Source organism: Spectribacter acetivorans (assembly GCF_031846305.1).
Lineage (GTDB): Bacteria > Pseudomonadota > Gammaproteobacteria > Nevskiales > Salinisphaeraceae > Spectribacter > Spectribacter acetivorans.
In genome coordinates, this window is the sequence record NZ_JAVRHY010000002.1 from 330,603 (window position 1) to 348,608 (window position 18,006).

Consider the following 18,006-nt stretch of genomic DNA (forward strand, 5'->3'; position numbering starts at 1 on the left):
ACTGTAGCCTTTTCCACGGCGCGGCATCGAGCCCGCGCCAAGAGTCGCCTCGACCGAATGTCAGCCCTCGGCATCGTTCGGCGTGATTCGCACCAGTAGTTGTCGCGCGCCAACCTGATCCCCGGCCGCGACCGCCACCTCGGCGATCTCGCCGTCCACATCGGCGGCCACCTGGAATTCCATCTTCATCGCTTCGAGCACCAGTAGCGTCTGGCCGTGTTCGACCCGATCGCCGGTAGCCACCCGGACCTCGATGATCTTGCCATCGCTGTTGGCGATGATCTCGCCGGAGCCCTGAACATCACCGCGGGTTTCGGCGGCTGCAAGCGTGACGTCGTAATAGGCCAGCGTCAGGCCCAGCAGGTCCAGCCAGAGGGCGTCGTCGCAACGGGTGAAACGGGCCCGGTGGTCGGCGCCGTCGATCCGGCAGCGCAGGTGGCGGTCAGTCAGGTCGTCGAGAGCGATTTCGTGGTCAACGAACTGCTCCCCATCGCCCGTGGTAACGCGGTATTGCCCCGGCCCCTGGGCGTGCACCCACAGACGAATCTTGTCCTGCGCCTGCCCGGCGCGCAGCACCAGTGGCGCCGGACTCGGATTGGCGCTGTGCCAGGTCAGCAATTCCTCGCTGAGTCGCCGCTCGCCGGCCAACCGGTGGAGATCACCATGGAAACAGAGCGCGGCGGCGAGCGCGGCATGGCGGGTGTCGGCGACCGGCAGGGACGCCGCAACATCCGGAAAATGGGTGGGCACGAAGCCGGTATCGAAGACGCCGTCGGCGAACGCAGGATGCGCCAGGGTCAGCCGCAGGAAGTCCCGGTTGCTGGCCACGCCGAAGAGAATGGTGTCGTCCAGTGCCCGCAACAACCGCTGCCGGGCAATGTCGCGGGTCTCGCCGAAGGCGATGATCTTGGCCTGCATGGAGTCGTAATGCGGGCTGACCTCACCTCCGTCGAGCACGCCGTGGTCCACCCGGATGCCCTCGCCGGCTGGCGGCTGCCAGGCCAGTATCGGCCCGGTCTGCGGCAGGAACTGGTTGGCCGGTTCCTCGGCACAAAGGCGCACTTCGATGGCATGGCCACGCAGCCGGATATCGTCCTGGGTCAGCGTAAGGTGTTCCCCATTCGCGACCCGCAGCTGCCAGGCCACGAGATCCACGCCGGTCACCAGCTCGGTCACCGGATGCTCGACCTGCAGGCGGGTATTCATCTCCAGGAAGTAGAACTTGCCGTCGGCATCCAGCAGGAATTCGACCGTACCGGCGCCGCGATAGTCGATCGCCTGCGCCGCGGCGACCGCCGCCGCACCCATGGCGGCGCGCAATTCCGGGGTAGCCACCGGACAGGGGCTTTCCTCGACGATCTTCTGATGTCGGCGCTGGACAGAGCAGTCGCGTTCGCCCAGGTGAATCACATGGCCATGGGTGTCGGCCAACACCTGGATTTCCACGTGGCGGGCGCCGGTGACCGCCTTTTCGATGATGATCTCGTCGTTGCCGAAGGCGCTCCTGGCCTCCGAACGGGCCGACTTGATTGCATCAGCCAGGCCGGCGGCCTCTTCCACCAGACGCATCCCGCGCCCGCCGCCGCCTGCTGCCGCCTTGATCATCACCGGCAGGCCGATCTCTCCGGCTTTTGCCGCCAGTTGTTCGACGTCGTCGCTGCCCTTGAAGCCGGGAATGCAGGGCACGCCGGCGGCTTCCATGCGCTCCTTGGCCGCCCGCTTGTTACCCATGAGGTCAATGGCCTCGGGCTGCGGGCCGACGAAGATCAGACCCGCTGCCTCCACCGCCCTGGCGAAGTCGGCGTTCTCGGCCAGGAAGCCGTACCCCGGATGCACGGCGTCCGTGCCGGTGGCGCGCGCCGCCTCGATGATCGCCGGAACCGACAGATAGGAATCGCTGGCCGCCGGCGGCCCGATGCGTACGGCCTCATCGGCCACGCGGACATGGCGCGCGTCGGCATCGGCATCGCTGTAAACGGCCACCGTGCGGTAGCCGAGATCTGCCGCACCCTGCAGCACGCGGACGGCAATCTCGCCACGGTTGGCGACCAGTATCTTGTTCATGGCGTACTTCCCGATCCTTTGGTAACCACAGGCCACGCCGAAACGCTGTCTGCCGGTGTTTCCGCGTTGCTTGCCTTGCGATTGGTCACTCTGCCCAGCCCGGCAATCGTTTCTCGATGAACGCCGCGGTGCCCTCCTTGCCTTCGTCACTGCGCACGCATTCGGAAAACTGGCGAGCCGCATCGTCCAGCAGAGGTTCGAGCTCTTCGTTACCCACCCGCAGCATCAGGGCCTTGGTGATGGCGTTGGCGTTGGGGGCACAGCGCCGGATCTGTCCGAGGGTTTCATCCAGCCGCACCGCCACGGCCGACTCATCCGACTCGCAGAAATGCACCAGCCCCAGGCGGCGGGCCTCCTCGCCATCGAAGCGGCCGCCGCACACGCCCAGGCGGCGCGCCTGCGTCAGGCCGATGCGGGCGACCACGAACGGGGCGATCTGGGCCGGCGGCAGGCCCAGACCCGTTTCCGGCAGGCCGAATTTTGCGTCCCTGTGGGCGATGGCGACATCCGAGATGCAGGCCAGCCCGAAGCCGCCGCCCAGCACCGCACCTTCCAGCACCGCAACGACCGCCGCGCGAGTCCGCGACAGGGCGGTGAGCATGGTCCCGAAGCCTCGGTTGTAGTCGGCCGCCGGGTCGCCGCTGCCGTCCGCCTGCCGGATGCGGGCCATGTCCTTGATGTCGCCGCCGGCGCAGAAATTGCCCGCCGCGCCCCGGATAACCAGTGCCCGGACGTCCGCGTGTTCGTTGGCGAATCCGGCGAGTTCGGTGAGCTCCCGCACCATCGCCACATTCATCGCATTGCGGGCCTCGGGACGATTGAGGGTGGCATGGAGCACACCCTTGTCGGTCTCGACACTCAGGGTTTCAAATACTGGATGTTTCATTGACTTTCCCGGCTCTCAATTTAGAGCCGCAAAGCGCGCAAAGAACGCAAAAACAGCCTCATTACCTTCGCGCTCTTTGCATCCTCTGCGGTTACAGCGATCAACGTGCGCCCAGGCCGGCGATCAAGCGCTTGCTGATGATCGACAGCATCACCTCGTCGGCGCCGCCGCCGATCGAGTGCAGCCGCAGGTCACGGTAAAACTGGGCCACCTGGTTGTCCCACATGAAGCCCTGCCCGCCCCAGAACTGCAGGCAATCATCGGCCACGTCGCGGGCAACCCGCGCGCTCTTGAGCTTGGCCATGGAAGCCAGCAGCGTGACGTCCTCGCCGGCCAGCAGCTTTTCCGTGGCCTGATAGACCAGCGCCCGGGTGGCTTCCACCTCAGTGGCCAGTTCGGACAGGCGGTAGTGCACATACTGCTGGTTGAGCACGGTGCCGCCGAAGGCCTTGCGCTGGCCGGCGTACTCGGCGGTTTCCGCGATGCAGCGGTCCATGGCCGCCAGGATGCTGGCGGACAGGAACAGACGTTCCTCCTGGAACTGCTGCATCTGGTAAACGAAACCCTTGCCCTCCTCGCCAATCAGGTAGCGGGCCGGCACCCGCACGTCCTCGAAGAAGATGATGGCGGTATCCGAGGAGCGCTGCCCCAGCTTGTCGAGCTTGGTCTTGCGGTCGATACCCGGTGTGTCCAGCGGCACCACGATCAGCGACTTGTTGCCGTGCCGGTTGCCGTCGCCGGATTCGCCGGTATTCACCAGCAGGCAGATCCAGTCGCCCTGGACGCCGTTGGTGATCCACATCTTCTGACCGTTGATCACGTAGTCGTCGCCATCGCGGCGGGCGGTGGTCTTGATGCTGGCCACATCCGAGCCGGCGCCCGGTTCGGACACGCCGATGCAGGCCACCTGCTGGCCCGCGATGGCCGGCATCAGGAAATCGCGCTTGAGCTCGTCCGAGCCGTAGCGCGCCAGCGCGGGCGTTGCCATGTCGGTCTGCACGCCAATGGCCATGGGTACGCCACCCACGCGGCAGTGGCCCAGGGCCTCGGCAAACAGCATCTGATAGGAATAATCGAGCCCCAGCCCGCCGACCTCCTCGGGCTTGGCGATGCCCAGCAGGCCAAGATCACCCATCTGCCCGAGAATGTCGTGAGCCGGCCACATGCCGGAGGCTTCCCAGTCATCCACATGCGGATTGATCGTCTCCTCGACGAACTTCCGGGTGGTGTCGAATATCTGCTGATGCTCGTGCGTAATTTCCATCTTGAAGACCTGAAGAAGAGGAACTAACCGCAGATTTCGCAGATGACCGCAGATGGCTCGTTGCTCTGAAACGTCACCTTTTCAAATCTGCGCTGATCTGCGAAATCTGCGGTTCCTGTCTTAAAACCGCGCCACCCCGAAACTGCTGGGCTGCAGCTCGCGCGTCTCGGCGTCACGACAGACCGACAGCGTGAAAGCCAGCACCCGGCGCGTGTCGCGCGGGTCGATCAGCCCGTCATCGAACAGCCGCGCGGTGGCGGCCAGGGCGTCGGACTCGGCGTCGAACTGGTCGATGATCTTCTGCTTCATCGCTGCCAGCTTGTCCTGGTCGACCGGCTGGCCGGCCTTGGTCATCTTCTCCTCGGTGATGATGGCCATCACGCCGGCGGCCTGCTCCCCGCCCATCACGCTGGTGCGCGAATTCGGCCAGGCGAAGATGAAGCGCGGACCGAAGCCCCGGCCGCACATGCCGTAGTTGCCGGCCCCGAACGAGCCACCCATGACGATGGTGATCTGCGGCACGCTGGCGTTGGCCACTGCCTGGATCATCTTGGAGCCGTGCTTGACCATGCCGTTCTGCTCGGACTCCGTGCCCACCATGTAACCGGTGGTATTCATCAGGTACACGATCGGCGTATTCGACTGGCAGCACAGCTGAATGAACTGGCCGGCCTTGTTGGCCCCCTTGGTGGTAATCGGCCCGTTGTTGCCGATGAAACCCACGGTATGGCCCTCGATCCGCCCGCGGCCGCAGATGGTCTGCTGGTCCAGGTCGGCCTTGAATTCCATGAATTCCGAGCTGTCCACCACCCGGGCGATGACCTCCCGGCAGTCGAACGGCTTGCGATAGTCCGCGGGCACGATGCCGCAGAGTTCGTCGATGTCGTGATGGGGCGGCGTGAAGGCCGGCGCCGGTAACGGCGCCTGCCGCTCGTTCCAGCCCAGCCCGGCCACGATCTCCCGGGCCAGCCGGATACCGTCAACGTCGTTCTCGGCCAGATACTCGGTGGTGCCGGCCTGGGTGCCGTGCATGTCGGCGCCGCCCAGCTCCTCGTCCGTGGCCACTTCACCGGTTGCGGATTTGAGCAGCGGCGGGCCGGCCAGGAACACCTTGGCGTTGCCGCGCACCATTACCACGTGGTCCGACAGCCCCGGCATGTAGGCGCCGCCCGCGGTGCTGGAACCGTGCACCACGGTAACCTGCGGAATACCCATCGCCGACAGCCGCGCCTGGTTGGCGAAGGTCTTGCCGCCAGGAATGAACAGCTCCGCCTGATAGAGAAGATTCGCCCCGCCGGATTCGATCAGCGAAACCACCGGCAGCTTGTTCTCCATGGCGATTTCCTGGCAGCGCAGCGTCTTCTGCACGCCCCAGGGAGTCATGGTGCCGCCCTTGATGGCACTGTTGGAGGCCACGATCAGGCAGCGCACGCCGGTAACGTAGCCGATGCCGATGATGGTGTTGCCGCCGGCCAGGGAACCGTCGGTATCGTCGTGATGGCCGTAGCCGCAGAGGGTGGAAATCTCCAGGAACGGGGAGCCGCGATCGAGCAGCAGGCTCACCCGTTCACGCGGCAGGATCTGGCCGCGTTCGTCGTAACGGCCGCGCCGGGCTTCCTCGCTGGCCCGGACCTTGTCCTCCACGTCGCGGAAGCGCTGGATGCAGGCCAGCATTTCCTCGCGATTGCGGACGAACGTCTCGCCGCTGCGGTCAACGGTCGATTCAATCAACGGCATGGGAATCTCGCGGGTGGATCACAGTCGTGCCCGGGTCAGGGCGTGTCGTCGAAATGCAGGGCCGGGCTTTCGCCGCGACGCGGCACCTTCGCGGGAATGATGAAGCCGTAGTCGTTGGCGGCATGACAGGCAATACATTCCCCGCGCATGCTCTCGAAGGCGGATTCGAAGCGATCCCAGTCGCGGCTTTGCACCGCCTCGGTCAGTTCGGGATACACGCGGTCGACGAACCGCGCCGCTGTCTCCGCGCGCTTGTCGCGGGCCAGCGGCACGGTCTCGTCCAGCAGGCCGTGCAGCTTGTCCGCCTGATAGGCGGCGAACTCCCATTGTTCCAGCTTTGCCGCCCAGTAGAGATTGCGATAGCGCTCGGCCACGTCAAGCATCCAGTGCGACGTGCCGGGCAGGATCTCGACCAGCGTCTCGACCTTCTCGTCGGTATCCGCGGTCTTGCGCCAGTCGGCGCTCGCGGTGGTGGCCGTCAGCATCAGCAGCAGAATCAGAACACGGCGCATGGCTTACTCCCCGCCGACCAGCGCGGCCGGCGCCTGATAGCGGTGAAAACCCTGATAGGGACGGGATCGGCCGTTGTCGGTCAACGGATAGGTCCGGCTGTTGCAGGGGGCGCCACCGTCAACCCGGATGCAGGCACCGGAAATGAACGCGGCGCCGGGGCTCAGCAGAAAGCAGATCGCCGAGCTGATTTCGGATTCCGTGGCCAGCCGCTGGAGCGGCACACTCTCCTTGAGTTTCGGGATCATCTCCTTGATCGCCGGATCCTCATAGGTATCCAGGCCACTGGAGGCCACCCAGCCCGGGGCTACTGCATTCACGCGCACGCCGGCACCGCCCCACTCCACCGCACAGGTCTCGGTGAGATTCAACATGCCGGCACGCGCCGCGCCCGAGTGACCCATGCCGGGCATGCCGCCCCACATGTCGGCGATGATGTTGACGATGGCGCCGCCGTTCCGGTTCATGTGCTGGTTGAACACCTCCCGGGCGACCAGGAAGCCCCCGGTGAGGTTGGTGCGCACCACCGTCTCGAACCCTTTCTGGTTGATCCCGGCCAGCGGTGACGGGAACTGGCCACCGGCGTTGTTGATCAGGCCATCCAACCGGCCGTGCTCGACAAGTATCTCGCCGACGACTCGCTTGACGTCGTCTTCCTGGCGGATGTCCAGCGCATGGCAGGTGGTCTGACCGCCGTCCTCGGCAATCTCGGCCGCCACCTCGGCGAGCTTCTCGCCACGCCGACCGACCAGCGCCACGATCGCGCCGAGGCTGGCCAGCTCGTGGGCCACGCAGCGGCCAATGCCACTGCCGCCGCCGGTCACGAGAATACGCTGGCCGGCGAACAGATCAGGCTTGAAGATCGAGTCGTATTGCACTTTTGCGCTAATCCTGAAGAACTGGAACCGCAGATTTCGCAGATGGACGCAGATGATTCACAGGAAGCTCCTGTACACGGCAGTTGTGTGTTTCAAATCGTGCATCCGCGGAAACAACTCGCACTGCTCCAGCAGAACTGGCTCCGAGGCATATACCTTTCCGCCTCTCACTAATAATCGGCGCAATCTGCGAAATCTGCGGTTTCTGTCTTGATCTTCGGTTCGCCGATCTACTTGCCCACCGCCTGTTCCAGGTCCGGCAGCACCTTGAACAGATCACCCACCAGCCCGAAGTCGGCCACTTCGAAGATCGGGGCTTCCTCGTCCTTGTTGATGGCGACGATGGTGCCGGCATCCTTGATGCCGGCCAGATGCTGGATGGCGCCGGAGATGCCGAAGCACATGTACAGCTCCGGGCTGATGATCTTGCCGGTCTGGCCCACCTGCATGTCGTTGGGCACGTAACCGGCGTCCACCGCCGCGCGTGACGCGCCCACCGCGGCGCCGATCTTGTCGGCGAAGTCGTAGATGACCTTGAAGTTCTCCTCGCTGCCCACGCCACGGCCGCCGGAGACCACCTTGCCGGCGGTCTGCAGATCGGGCCGGTCGGAACTGCTGGCCTGGAGCTCGACGAACCGGGTGTGGCCCGGAAGCTCGGCATCGAGGCTCAGGGCTTCCACAGCGGCACTGCCGCCCGCGCCCACGGCGCCGTAGGAGGCACAGCGGACCGAGGCCACCAGCGTCTGGCCGTCCGGGGCTTTGACGGTGTTCACTGCGTTGCCGGCGTAGATCGGCCGCTCGAATTCGTGCGGGCCGTGCACGGCAGCAATATCCGTCACCATGGCCACGCCAAGCTTGGCGGCCACCCGGGGCATGAGGTCCTTACCGAAGGTGGTGTTGGGGCCGAGCACGTGGCTGTACTCGCCCTGTGCGGCCGCGGCGGCGATCTGCGGGGCGTAGATGGCCGCCAGCGGGTGGGCGTTCTCGGCCCGCTCGACCGTGAGTACGCGGCTCACACCGTCCAGCCCGGCCGCGGCCTCGGCGATGGGGCCGGCATTATCAGCCAGCACCAGGATGTCGATATCACCGCCGATTTCCGCGGCACAGGCCACGGTCCGGGCGGTGGAGCTGTTGAGCTGGCCATCGAGATGATCGGCCACAATAAGAATCTTGCTCATCGTTTCGAATCTCCAGAAGAATTCTGTCGGGTGTCGTTAAGCGTCGTCAGCCGTCGCACAAGAGTATGTATCCGCAGATTTCGCCGATGACGCAGATTGGTCGAAATCAGCGATGAGTCTTTCTTCCGAATCGGCGCAATCTGCGTAATCTGCGGATCTTCTTGTCTTACAACAGACCCTTGTCCTTGAGCTTGCCGACCAGGTCGTCGACCGACTCCACCATCACGCCGGGCTCGCGCTCGGGCGGCGGCGCGGTCTTGCTGACGGTGATGGCGGCGGCGGCCTCGACGCCCAGTTCGCCGAGATCGGTTTCATCCAGCGGCTTCTTCTTGGCCTTCATGATGTCCGGCAGCTTGAGATAGCGTGGCTCGTTGAGACGCAGATCGGCGGTGATCACGGCCGGCAGGTCGACGTCGATGACTTCCAGGCCGGCGTCGATTTCGCGAGTCACCTTGGCGCTGCCGTCACCCATGTCGATTTCGGAGGCGAACGTGGCCTGCGGCCATTCCAGCAGCGCGGCGGTCATCTGGCCGGTCTGGTTGTTGTCGTCATCGATGGCCTGCTTGCCCATCAGGAAGACGCCGGGTTCTTCCTTTTCCGCCAGCGCCTTGAACACCCGGGCGGCGGTCAGCGGCTGGACTTCCTCGTCGCTGGCGACGTGAATGGCGCGGTCGCAGCCGAACGCCAGCGCGGTGCGCAGGGTTTCCTGGCTGGCCTTGGGGCCGATGGTCACGGCCACCACTTCGTCGGCCACGCCGGCTTCCTTCCAGCGGATTGCCTGCTCAACGGCAATCTCGTCGAAGGGGTTCATGCTGTGCTTGACCCCGTCGGTGACCACGCCGGAACCGTCCGACTTGATCTGGATGCGCACGTTGTAATCAATCGCGCGCTTCACCGCTACCAGTACTTTCATGCCTTTCCGTCTCTTGTCGTTGATCTCGAAAACTTAACCGCAGATTACGCAGATAGACGCAGATTGTAAGAAAGTGGTCGGGTAAGGCGCTCCTGATGCCAGTCCGAGCTTTCCGGCCGGGAGGGTCGCCATCCGCCTACCTCCTGCATCTGTGTAAATCTGCGTAATCTGCGGTTCCTCTCTTCTCTTACCCGTTCTACATGTTCGAATAGTTGGGCCCGCCGCCGCCCTCGGGCGCCACCCAGACGATGTTCTGGGCCGGGTCCTTGATGTCGCAGGTCTTGCAGTGCACGCAGTTCTGGGCGTTGATCTGGAACTGCGGCTGACCGTCATCACCGTCGACCACTTCGTACACCCCGGCCGGGCAGTACCGCTGGGCCGGCTCGGCGTACGTCGGCAGGTTCTGCTCGATCGGTATGGACGGGTCCTTGAGCTGCAGGTGCACCGGCTGATCTTCCTCGTGGTTGGTGCTGGAAATATGCACCGAGGACAGCTTGTCGAAGCTGAGCTTGTTGTCGTGCTTCGGGTACTCGATCTTCTCCGCCTGATCGGCCGGCTTGAGCGTGGCGTGGTCCGGGGTACGGTCGTGCAGGTGCCAGGGCGCCTTGCCCCGGAACCAGTTCTGCTCGATGTAGTTGATCGCCCCGCCCCGCAACGCGCCGTACTTGTGGATAGCGGGCCCGAAGTTGCGGCTGGCGTGCAGTTCCTCGTGCAGCCAGCTGGCCTCGAAACGCTGGGTATAGCCGTCCAGCGCATCGTGGGCGCGGTCCGCGGCCACGGCGTCGAATGCGGCCTCGGCGGCCAGCATGCCGGACTTCATCGCGGTGTGATTGCCCTTGATCTTGGCGAAGTTCAGCGTGCCCGCATTGCAGCCAATCAACGCCCCACCGGGCATGACCATCTTCGGCAGGGAATTCAGCCCGCCCTTGCAGATGGCGCGGGCCCCATAGGAAAGCCGTTTACCACCGTCCAGATACTGCGCGATCTTCGGGTGGTGCTTGAAGCGCTGGAATTCGTGAAACGGGCTCAGCCAGGGGTTTTCGTAGGACAGATCCACGATCAGCCCCACGGCGACCAGGTTGTCGTCGAAATGGTAGAGAAACGAGCCGCCCGGATTGGCGTTGTCCAGCGGCCAGCCGGCGCCGTGAACCACCAGACCGGCTTCGAATTTGGCCGGCTCGATCTCCCACAGCTCCTTGAGGCCGATCGCGTAATGCTGGGGGTCGGCCTCTTCATCCAGCCCGTACTCGCGAATCAGGCGCTTGCCGATATGGCCGCGGCAGCCTTCGCCGAACAGGGTGTACTTCGCCCGCAGCTCGATGCCGGGGGTGTGCATGCCCTCCTTGGCCTCGCCCTGACGGTCAACGCCCATATCGCCGGTGAGAATGCCCTTGATCACGCCATCCTCGATGATGGCGTCGGCGGCGGCGAAACCTGGGTAGATTTCCACCCCGAGCTCCTCGGCCTGCTCGCCCAGCCAGCGGGTAAGCTTGCCCAGGCTGATGATGTAGTTGCCGTGGTTGTGCATCGGCCGCGGCACGAACGGGCCCGGCGTCTTCACGGCTTTCGACTCGCTGGTGAAGAAATAGACGTCGTCGCGGGATACCGGCGTGTTCAGCGGCGCGCCCTTGTCCTGCCAGTCCGGAATCAGTTCGTTCAGGGCGCGCGGCTCGAACACAGCGCCGGAGAGAATGTGGGCGCCGACCTCGGAGCCCTTCTCCACCACGCACACGTCGATCTCGCTGCCGGCTTCCGCCGCCATCTGCTTGGCGCGTATCGCCGCCGACAGGCCGGCCGGGCCCGCGCCGACAATGACGATGTCGTATTCCATGACATCGCGCTCGATTTCACTGCTTTGGTCACTCATAAACGCTCCGCCAATGCCCGGGGAACCGGGATCGGGTGATCCAGCAACATCTGCCCGTAGCACTTGCCCTGCGGGTCGACCCGCAGGCTGGCAATACCGCCGCCGCCGAGCACCCGGGTGAGCAGGAAATTCAGACCACCGATACCCGGCAACTCGAAGCGAAACACCTCGCCTTCGACGTAATGCCGGAAATAATCGGCCACCGCCGCCTCGCTCAGTGCCGCGCGAATATGGGGCAGATAGTCGCGCTTGCGCGCCATGATACCGATGTTTGCGTTGTCGCCCTTGTCACCGCTGCGCGCGATGGCCAGCCGAATCAGGGGAACGCTGACACTGTCCTCGTCGATGCTGGCGGTGTCGCCGGGCGCATCAGAGGCCAGTGCCGGGGCCTGTCCGCCGCCGGCGGGAATGTTGATATCACGGGCGCTTCCGTCGACGTCGATGCGCACCGGCAGGGCCTGCTTGTCCACCAGCGCGGAATACAGCCGGATCACCGGACTCGGCCGCGGCCGCCCGCCGGCATAGCCGGTGATACCCGGCGACATGGACACGGCCGCCTGCGCGATTTCGGTGCCGAACAGCTTCAGCGCCTGATCGGATTCATGCGTCAGCGCCAGCCAGACCATCACCTCGCGGGCCGCCCGTGCCTGCCCGTGCGGCCCGTACATGGATTCGCCGCCGATCACCTGCACGCTGGTGCGGGTGAAGTCGCCGAAACCCGCCTGCCGCAGCAGGCGCCGGTTCTTGGCAATCAGCGCCTGGCCCACGCGCTCGGCCTTGGCTACCGCATCGATGCCGCCGATCACGAAAGTCGCGGTCAATCGGTAGCCCTCGGCGTAGGTGGCCGACACCTTGTACGTGCCGGTCGGCGGCAGACCTCGGGCACCCGTGATGCGCACGCGATCCTCGCCCACCTGCTCGATCTCGACGCCACTCCAGTCGCAGGTGACATCGGGTAGCAGGTAGGCCTTGGGATCGCCGATTTCGTAGAGCAGCTGCTCGGCGGCGGTGCCCACGCTCACCAGCCCACCGGTACCGGCGGGTTTGGTCAGTTCGAAACCGCTATCGGCGTGGCATTCGGCGATGGGAAAACCCATGTTGTCGTAGCCCGGCACCGACGCCCAGTCGGTATAAAGGCCGCCGGTGCTCTGCACCCCGCATTCGAGCAGATGGCCGACCAGGCTGCCCGCCGACAGGTGGTCATGATCGTCCGGGGACCAGCCGAACTCGTGCATCAGCGGGCCCAGTGCCAGCGCGCTGTCCACGCAGCGACCGGTAATCACCACGTCCGCCCCGTCATCCAGCGCGGCGGCAATGGGTAGCGCCCCGAGATAGGCATTCATGCTCAGAAAACGGTCCGGGCGGGGCTGGTCCGGGTCCAGCGGCTGCAGCCGGCCAACCGCCTCGCCGGTGGCCCAGCCGCTGAGATCGTCCCCGGTCACCACGGCGATGCGCAGATCCACGCCTGCTTCCCGGGCGGCGGCATGCAGCGCGTCCCGGGCCCCGGCGGGATTGACGCCACCGGCATTGGTTATCACGCGGATGCCCTGGCGCTTGATTTCGGGGAGCAGGGGCGCCAGCACCGGCACCAGATCCCGGCCCCAGCCGGCCTCGGGGTCGCGCATGCGCTGGCCGGTGAGAATCGACATCGTGACCTCGGCCAGATACTCGATCATCAGATAATCGAGCTGCCCGTCGGCCACGAGTTGGGCCGGCCCGGTTCGGGTGTCGCCCCACATCGCGGCGCCCCCACCGATGCGCACGGTCTTTGGCATGCTCCTCCCCGACGTTGCTGAATGCGCCCGGCTTGCGGGACGCTGATTGTATGACAATCAGCCTAATGCGGCCGGTGACTGGTTGTTACCACTCTATGGCGTTGCTGAAAAAGGCCATCCTGGCCTTGTTTCAGCGTCGCTGCACGCAAACGCGGTTTGCGCTTGCTCCCAAAATCAAGCGCTTCCAGCGCATGATTTTGGCGGTACGTCCTTGTACCGCGCGGGACCTGCCGAAAAACGGGGTTTTTCAGCAGCCCCCTATCGAGTAGTGCCGGCCTTTCTGCCGTGGCCGGTCATCCTGCTGATAGTCGCCTGCGCGGGGCAGGCTGGAACCCGCCCCGCGCCATTTGATCAGCGCCCGTGGCCGAAAAATCGGGGCCGGGCGCCCGCCATCGGCGTCAGCCGTTGGCGGCCCGAGCCATGGTGACCGCATCCCCACCGCTCTGACGATTGCGGTAGTACTCGTCCTCGGAGAACACATCGACCTGGATCGCCGCCATCCGCGCGGCCTCCGCGTTGCGGATGGTCTCGGCCTCGGCGGCCGTGACCACGCCCTTGTCCAGCGCCTCGGCCAGTGCCGCTGCGGGGTCGCGGGTCGTGATCTGGCCCTGCTTGATCGCCTTCATGATCTTGCCCTGCGCCGGCCGGGCTTCGCTGATCAGGCGCCAGGCCTTGATCAGCCGGCCCATACCGGGCTGATCCTCGTCCGGCATGTACAGGCCATCCACGATTCGGTCGTACTGGGCGCCCGGCACCTGGATGGCATTGGCCACGGGGCGATCGAGCTTGTCGGACGGCCCGGTGGACAGCGGGTTGGCCCGCAGCAGCAGCCGACCGGGGTAGCGCAGGAGCCAGCCCACGACCGGGGCATCGAAGTTGGCGTAAATGCCCTCGAAGGCGTCCTGGATCTGCTTGAGACTGTATTCCAGCGCCCACTGCACCACCGGGAGGTCTTCCGCCTGCCGGCCCTCGGCCTCGAAACGACGCAAGGTCGTGAACGCAAACAACTGCCAGGAAAGCGCATCCGCAAAGCGGCCCGACAGCTTGCCCTTCTGCTTGAGCTTGGCGCCCACCAGGAACAGGGCCAGATCGGTCAGGAAGGCAAAGCGGGCCGATGCCCAACCCAGCTTGCGGTAGTAGCGGGCAGTCGGGCCCTTCACCGGGCTGCGGAAGCTCCAGCCGCGGGTAAGCCCGCGGACCATGGTGCGCAGCCCGTTCATCATGAAGCTGCCCATCCAGCCGAGCACCGCCGACTTGAAGGCCGGCACATCCTCGTCTTCCAGCGACCGGAGGGTCTTGAGCGCGTAGGGATGGCAGCGCACCGCCCCCTGCCCGAAGATGATCAGCGTGCGGGTCAGGATATTGGCCCCTTCCACCGTCACGCCCACCGGCGCGCCGATGTAGGCGCCGCCGAGGATGTTGTTCGGCCCCTGCATGACACCGGCGCCGGCCATCACGTCCAGGCCGTCGATCACCAGGCGCTGGCCCATCTCGGTGGTGTGCTGCTTGAGAATGGCCGAGGTCACCGGCGGCTGATGGCCGTTGTCCACGCCCGCACACACGTACACCCGCGAGGATTCCATCGCGTAGGCCATGGCCGCGATCTTGGCGATCTTGGCTTCCGGGCCTTCCATGTAGCCGATCGGAATATTGAACTGCTGGCGGACCATGCTGTACGGCCCGGTAGCCGCCGCGGCCAGCTTGCAACTGGCAATACCCCCGGCCGGCAGCGACACGGCGCGACCGCCGGACAGCTGCTCCATGAGCATGCGCCAGCCCTCGCCCACGTTGCCGGGCCCGCCGATGACGTTCTCGGCCGACACCACCACATCCTTGCCGATGATCGGGCCGTTATCGAACGCGGAAATCGGCAGATGGTGATCGCCCAGCTCCAGCCCCGGGGTGCCCTTGTGCACCAGCAACACCGAAATGCCGGGATATTCGCCCTTGCCCAGCAGATTGTCGGGATCGGCGATGCCGGCGGCAACGCTGACCAGATTGGCCACCGGCGCCAGGGTGATGTAGCGCTTGGCGAAGTTCAGGCGGATCTTGATCTCGCCGTCGTCGTCCTTGAACACCACGCCCTCGGCCTTGATCGACGCGGCGTCCGACCCGGCGGTCGGCTCGGTCAGGCCGAAACAGGGCACGTATTCACCCTTGGCCAGCTTGGGCAGGTATTCGTCCTTCTGCGCCTCGGTGCCGTATTCCATCAGCAGTTCGGCGGCGCCCAGGGTATTCGGGATCACCACCATGCTGCCCACGGCGCCCAGGCCGCTGGTTTTCATCATCACCGCCGCGCGGCCCAGGGTCGACATGCCGAAGCCGCCGTATTCCCTGGGCACGATCAGGCCGAAAAAGCCCTTGTCGCGCATGAATTGCCAGACTTCCGGCGGCACTTCGCGGGTTTCCTGGGTTTTCCAGGTATCGACCATCCGCCAGAGTTCTTCCACCGGGCCGTCGAGAAACGCCTGCTCCTCGGCGGAAAGCTTCGGGTAGGCCTCGGCCAGCATTGACGTGAAATCCGGATTGCCGGAGAAGAATTCCCCGTCCACCCATACGGAGCCCGCCTCCAGGGCTGCTCGCTCGGTATCCGAGATCTGCGGCAGAAGCCGGGCATCCTTGATCGTTTTCAGCAGCTTGGCAAACATTGTTGAGGTCCTCGCTGACGGCTGATTGGAGCGCTATGCGCGATGCGCATGGCGGTTGTAGGCCAGAATACCGTAATTAACTGGCGTCGAAGCGGTCGCCGGATTCGGCCATCTTTTCCAGGATGGCGGCCGGAGCAAAGCGGTCACCGTAGCGTTCGGCCAGTTCCCGGGCACGGGACACAAAGGCGGCCGGGCCACCCACGCTGTTGGTGAACTGCAGGGTGCCGCCGTGGAACGGCGCGAAACCCCAGCCGAAGATGCTGCCGATGTTGGCGTCGGCCGCGGTGGTGACCACCCCCTCCTCGAAGCAGCGGGCGGTCTCGTTGGCCTGCGCGAAAAGCAGCCGGTCGACCATTTCCTGCTGCGAGAACTGCTCGTCGGCCAGCGGGAAGTGCTCGGCCAGACCCGGCCACAGGCGCTTCTTGCCGCCCTCGGGGTAATCGTAGAACCCCTTGCCGGCCTTCTTGCCGGGACGGTCCAGTACCTCGACCATCTTGCGGACGGTGGGTTCGGCCGGGTGCGGGGCGTAGGGCTTGCCCTCGGCCTCGAAGTCCTTGCGGGTCTGGTCCATCACGTGCAAGGACAGCGACAGCGACACCTCGTCCTCCAGCGCCAGCGGACCCACCGGCATGCCGGCTTTCAGGCCCGCCTGCTCGATCGCCCGCGGGTGCTGGCCCTCGGCCAGCATCGCGATGCCTTCCATCACGTAAGTGGCGAAACAGCGCGAGGTATAGAAGCCGCGCGAATCGTTGACCACGATCGGCGTCTTGCGGATCTGCTGGACGTAGTCGAACGCACGCGCCAGGGTCTCGTCGCTGGTCTTTTCGCCGACGATGATTTCCACCAGCGGCATCTTCTCGACCGGCGAGAAGAAATGGATGCCGATGAACTGGTCGGGCCGGCTGCTGCGGGTGGCCAGGCCGGTGATCGGGAGCGTGGAAGTGTTGGACCCGAAGACACCCTTCGGGTCCATCACGCCTTCCGTCTCCTCCGTCACCTTGCCCTTCAATTCCCGGTCCTCGAACACCGCTTCGATGATGAGGTCGCAACCATCGAGGTCGGCGACATCAGCCGTCGGCTTGATCCGATCGAGAATTGCCTTCTTCCTGTCCGGCGTGCTCCGGCCACGCTGGATTGCCTTGTCTTCCAGCCCTTCGGAGTAGGCCTTGCCCTTCTCCGCACCGGCCTGCTCGACGTCCTTGAGCACCACCTCGATACCGGCCTTGGCTGATACGTAGGCAATGCCCGCGCCCATCATGCCGGCACCCAGCACACCGAGCTTCTCCACCTGGCCGGGTTCGACACCTTGCGGTCGGGACTCACCCTTGTTGATCTTGTTAAGCTGATACCAGAGGGTACCGATCATGTTCTTGGATTCCTGGCTGACCACCAGCTCCGCGAAGTAGCGACCCTCGATCTTGAGCGCGGTGTCGAAATCCACCAGCCCGCCCTCGTATACGGCCGACATGATGTTTCGCGGCGCGGGGTAATTGCCGCGCGTTTTCTGGTTCATCATCGCCGGGGCGATCGGCCACATGTGGCCCTGCGCCGGATGCTTGGAATCGCCGCCGGGGAACTTGAAGCCCTTCTGGTCCCACGGCTGGGTGGCCGGCTGACCGGTTTCGATCACGCCCTCGATGAACTTGCGGGCACGGCGCATCATGTCGTCGGCATCATCCGCCAGCTCATCGATGAAGCCCTGCTTGGCGGCCTTTTCCGGCGACAGCTCCTTGCCCTCGGTCAGCAACGGCAGCGCCGCCTGGATGCCGATCAGACGCGGCAGGCGCTGGGTGCCGCCGCCACCGGGCAGCACGCCCAGCTTGACTTCCGGCAGGGCCATCTTGGCCTTCGGATCGTTGATGGCAATGCGCCGATGGCAGGCCAGCGCCAGCTCCAGCCCACCGCCAAGGGCCGACCCATTGAGCGCGGCCACCACCGGTTTGCCGCAGCATTCCAGCCGCCGCAGCATGGCCTTGAAATCGCCGGCCATCTTCAATGCCACGGCCGGATCGGTCACGGCGAACAGACCGTCGATGTTGGCCCCCACCATGAAGTTCTTCTTGCCGGAGGTAAGGATCACGCCGGTGACCGAATCATCGCTTTCGATGCGCTCGATCAGCGCCGCGAACGGCACCGAGAACTGATCGTTCAGGACATTGGCCGAGCGGCCCGGCATGTCCAGCGTGAGGGTGAGAATGCCCTTGTCGTCTTGTTCCACGCGGATGGCGTCGCCGCCGAGGTCCGTGTGCTCTTTCATGTTGGCTGCCATGACTGCAGGTCTCCTGA

The 18,006-nt window shown here is 65.1% G+C and carries 13 protein-coding genes; 1 reads left to right on the forward strand and 12 read right to left on the reverse strand.

The features are described from left to right. Positions 1–60: 60 nt before the first annotated feature. The 10 genes from RM531_RS03560 to RM531_RS03605 form a co-directional block, all read right to left on the reverse strand. Positions 61–2,064: an acetyl/propionyl/methylcrotonyl-CoA carboxylase subunit alpha gene (locus RM531_RS03560; protein WP_311657359.1), complete on the reverse strand. Its 2,004-nt coding sequence runs from the start codon at positions 2,062–2,064 to the stop codon at positions 61–63. Between the two features lie 85 nt (positions 2,065–2,149). Then, positions 2,150–2,950, reverse strand: a complete 801-nt coding sequence (locus tag RM531_RS03565) for an enoyl-CoA hydratase/isomerase family protein (RefSeq protein ID WP_311657360.1) — start codon at positions 2,948–2,950, stop codon at positions 2,150–2,152. A gap of 100 nt (positions 2,951–3,050) precedes the next feature. Next, positions 3,051–4,214 carry an acyl-CoA dehydrogenase family protein gene (locus RM531_RS03570; RefSeq protein WP_311657361.1) on the reverse strand — a complete coding sequence of 388 codons (1,164 nt, stop codon included), beginning with the start codon at positions 4,212–4,214 and terminating at the stop codon, positions 3,051–3,053. Positions 4,215–4,334: 120 nt separating this feature from the next. Beyond that, positions 4,335–5,951 (reverse strand): acyl-CoA carboxylase subunit beta, encoded by a 1,617-nt coding sequence (locus tag RM531_RS03575; protein ID WP_311657362.1) that lies wholly within the window; start codon positions 5,949–5,951, stop codon positions 4,335–4,337. 35 nt (positions 5,952–5,986) lie between these two features. Continuing rightward, positions 5,987–6,463 (reverse strand): hypothetical protein, encoded by a 477-nt coding sequence (locus RM531_RS03580; RefSeq protein WP_311657364.1) that lies wholly within the window; start codon positions 6,461–6,463, stop codon positions 5,987–5,989. A gap of 3 nt (positions 6,464–6,466) precedes the next feature. Beyond that, entirely contained in the window at positions 6,467–7,339 is an 873-nt protein-coding gene (locus RM531_RS03585) for an SDR family oxidoreductase (RefSeq protein ID WP_311657366.1), read from the reverse strand. 230 nt (positions 7,340–7,569) lie between these two features. Beyond that, positions 7,570–8,517 carry an electron transfer flavoprotein subunit alpha/FixB family protein gene (locus RM531_RS03590; protein WP_311657368.1) on the reverse strand — a complete coding sequence of 316 codons (948 nt, stop codon included), beginning with the start codon at positions 8,515–8,517 and terminating at the stop codon, positions 7,570–7,572. A gap of 166 nt (positions 8,518–8,683) precedes the next feature. Continuing rightward, positions 8,684–9,430: an electron transfer flavoprotein subunit beta/FixA family protein gene (locus RM531_RS03595; protein ID WP_311657370.1), complete on the reverse strand. Its 747-nt coding sequence runs from the start codon at positions 9,428–9,430 to the stop codon at positions 8,684–8,686. Between the two features lie 196 nt (positions 9,431–9,626). Beyond that, the gene (locus RM531_RS03600; protein WP_349255388.1) at positions 9,627–11,276 is read right to left on the reverse strand and encodes an electron transfer flavoprotein-ubiquinone oxidoreductase; all 1,650 of its coding nucleotides are present in this window, start codon (positions 11,274–11,276) and stop codon (positions 9,627–9,629) included. A gap of 17 nt (positions 11,277–11,293) precedes the next feature. Continuing rightward, entirely contained in the window at positions 11,294–13,072 is a 1,779-nt protein-coding gene (locus RM531_RS03605) for an acyclic terpene utilization AtuA family protein (protein ID WP_311657373.1), read from the reverse strand. Between the two features lie 50 nt (positions 13,073–13,122). Between RM531_RS03605 and RM531_RS03610 the strand changes: the two genes are divergently transcribed. Further along, positions 13,123–13,341: a hypothetical protein gene (locus RM531_RS03610; protein WP_311657374.1), complete on the forward strand. Its 219-nt coding sequence runs from the start codon at positions 13,123–13,125 to the stop codon at positions 13,339–13,341. Positions 13,342–13,470: 129 nt separating this feature from the next. Here RM531_RS03610 and RM531_RS03615 read toward each other — a convergent pair whose 3' ends face one another. Both RM531_RS03615 and RM531_RS03620 read right to left on the reverse strand, forming a co-directional pair. Further along, positions 13,471–15,720: an acyl-CoA dehydrogenase gene (locus tag RM531_RS03615; RefSeq protein ID WP_311657375.1), complete on the reverse strand. Its 2,250-nt coding sequence runs from the start codon at positions 15,718–15,720 to the stop codon at positions 13,471–13,473. Between the two features lie 76 nt (positions 15,721–15,796). Then, entirely contained in the window at positions 15,797–17,989 is a 2,193-nt protein-coding gene (locus RM531_RS03620; RefSeq protein WP_311657377.1) for a 3-hydroxyacyl-CoA dehydrogenase NAD-binding domain-containing protein, read from the reverse strand. Positions 17,990–18,006 lie beyond the last annotated feature (17 nt).

What these genes read in the sequence shown, in the direction of transcription:
- RM531_RS03570 (WP_311657361.1), bottom strand. Translation starts at nt 4,214, where the DNA reads ATGGAAATTACGCACGAGCATCAGCAGATATTCGACACCACCCGGAAG.
- RM531_RS03560 (WP_311657359.1), bottom strand. Translation starts at nt 2,064, where the DNA reads ATGAACAAGATACTGGTCGCCAACCGTGGCGAGATTGCCGTCCGCGTG.
- RM531_RS03595 (WP_311657370.1), bottom strand. Translation starts at nt 9,430, where the DNA reads ATGAAAGTACTGGTAGCGGTGAAGCGCGCGATTGATTACAACGTGCGC.
- RM531_RS03590 (WP_311657368.1), bottom strand. Translation starts at nt 8,517, where the DNA reads ATGAGCAAGATTCTTATTGTGGCCGATCATCTCGATGGCCAGCTCAAC.
- RM531_RS03580 (WP_311657364.1), bottom strand. Translation starts at nt 6,463, where the DNA reads ATGCGCCGTGTTCTGATTCTGCTGCTGATGCTGACGGCCACCACCGCG.
- RM531_RS03620 (WP_311657377.1), bottom strand. Translation starts at nt 17,989, where the DNA reads ATGGCAGCCAACATGAAAGAGCACACGGACCTCGGCGGCGACGCCATC.
- RM531_RS03605 (WP_311657373.1), bottom strand. Translation starts at nt 13,072, where the DNA reads ATGCCAAAGACCGTGCGCATCGGTGGGGGCGCCGCGATGTGGGGCGAC.
- RM531_RS03575 (WP_311657362.1), bottom strand. Translation starts at nt 5,951, where the DNA reads ATGCCGTTGATTGAATCGACCGTTGACCGCAGCGGCGAGACGTTCGTC.
- RM531_RS03610 (WP_311657374.1), top strand. Translation starts at nt 13,123, where the DNA reads ATGACAATCAGCCTAATGCGGCCGGTGACTGGTTGTTACCACTCTATG.
- RM531_RS03565 (WP_311657360.1), bottom strand. Translation starts at nt 2,950, where the DNA reads ATGAAACATCCAGTATTTGAAACCCTGAGTGTCGAGACCGACAAGGGT.
- RM531_RS03615 (WP_311657375.1), bottom strand. Translation starts at nt 15,720, where the DNA reads ATGTTTGCCAAGCTGCTGAAAACGATCAAGGATGCCCGGCTTCTGCCG.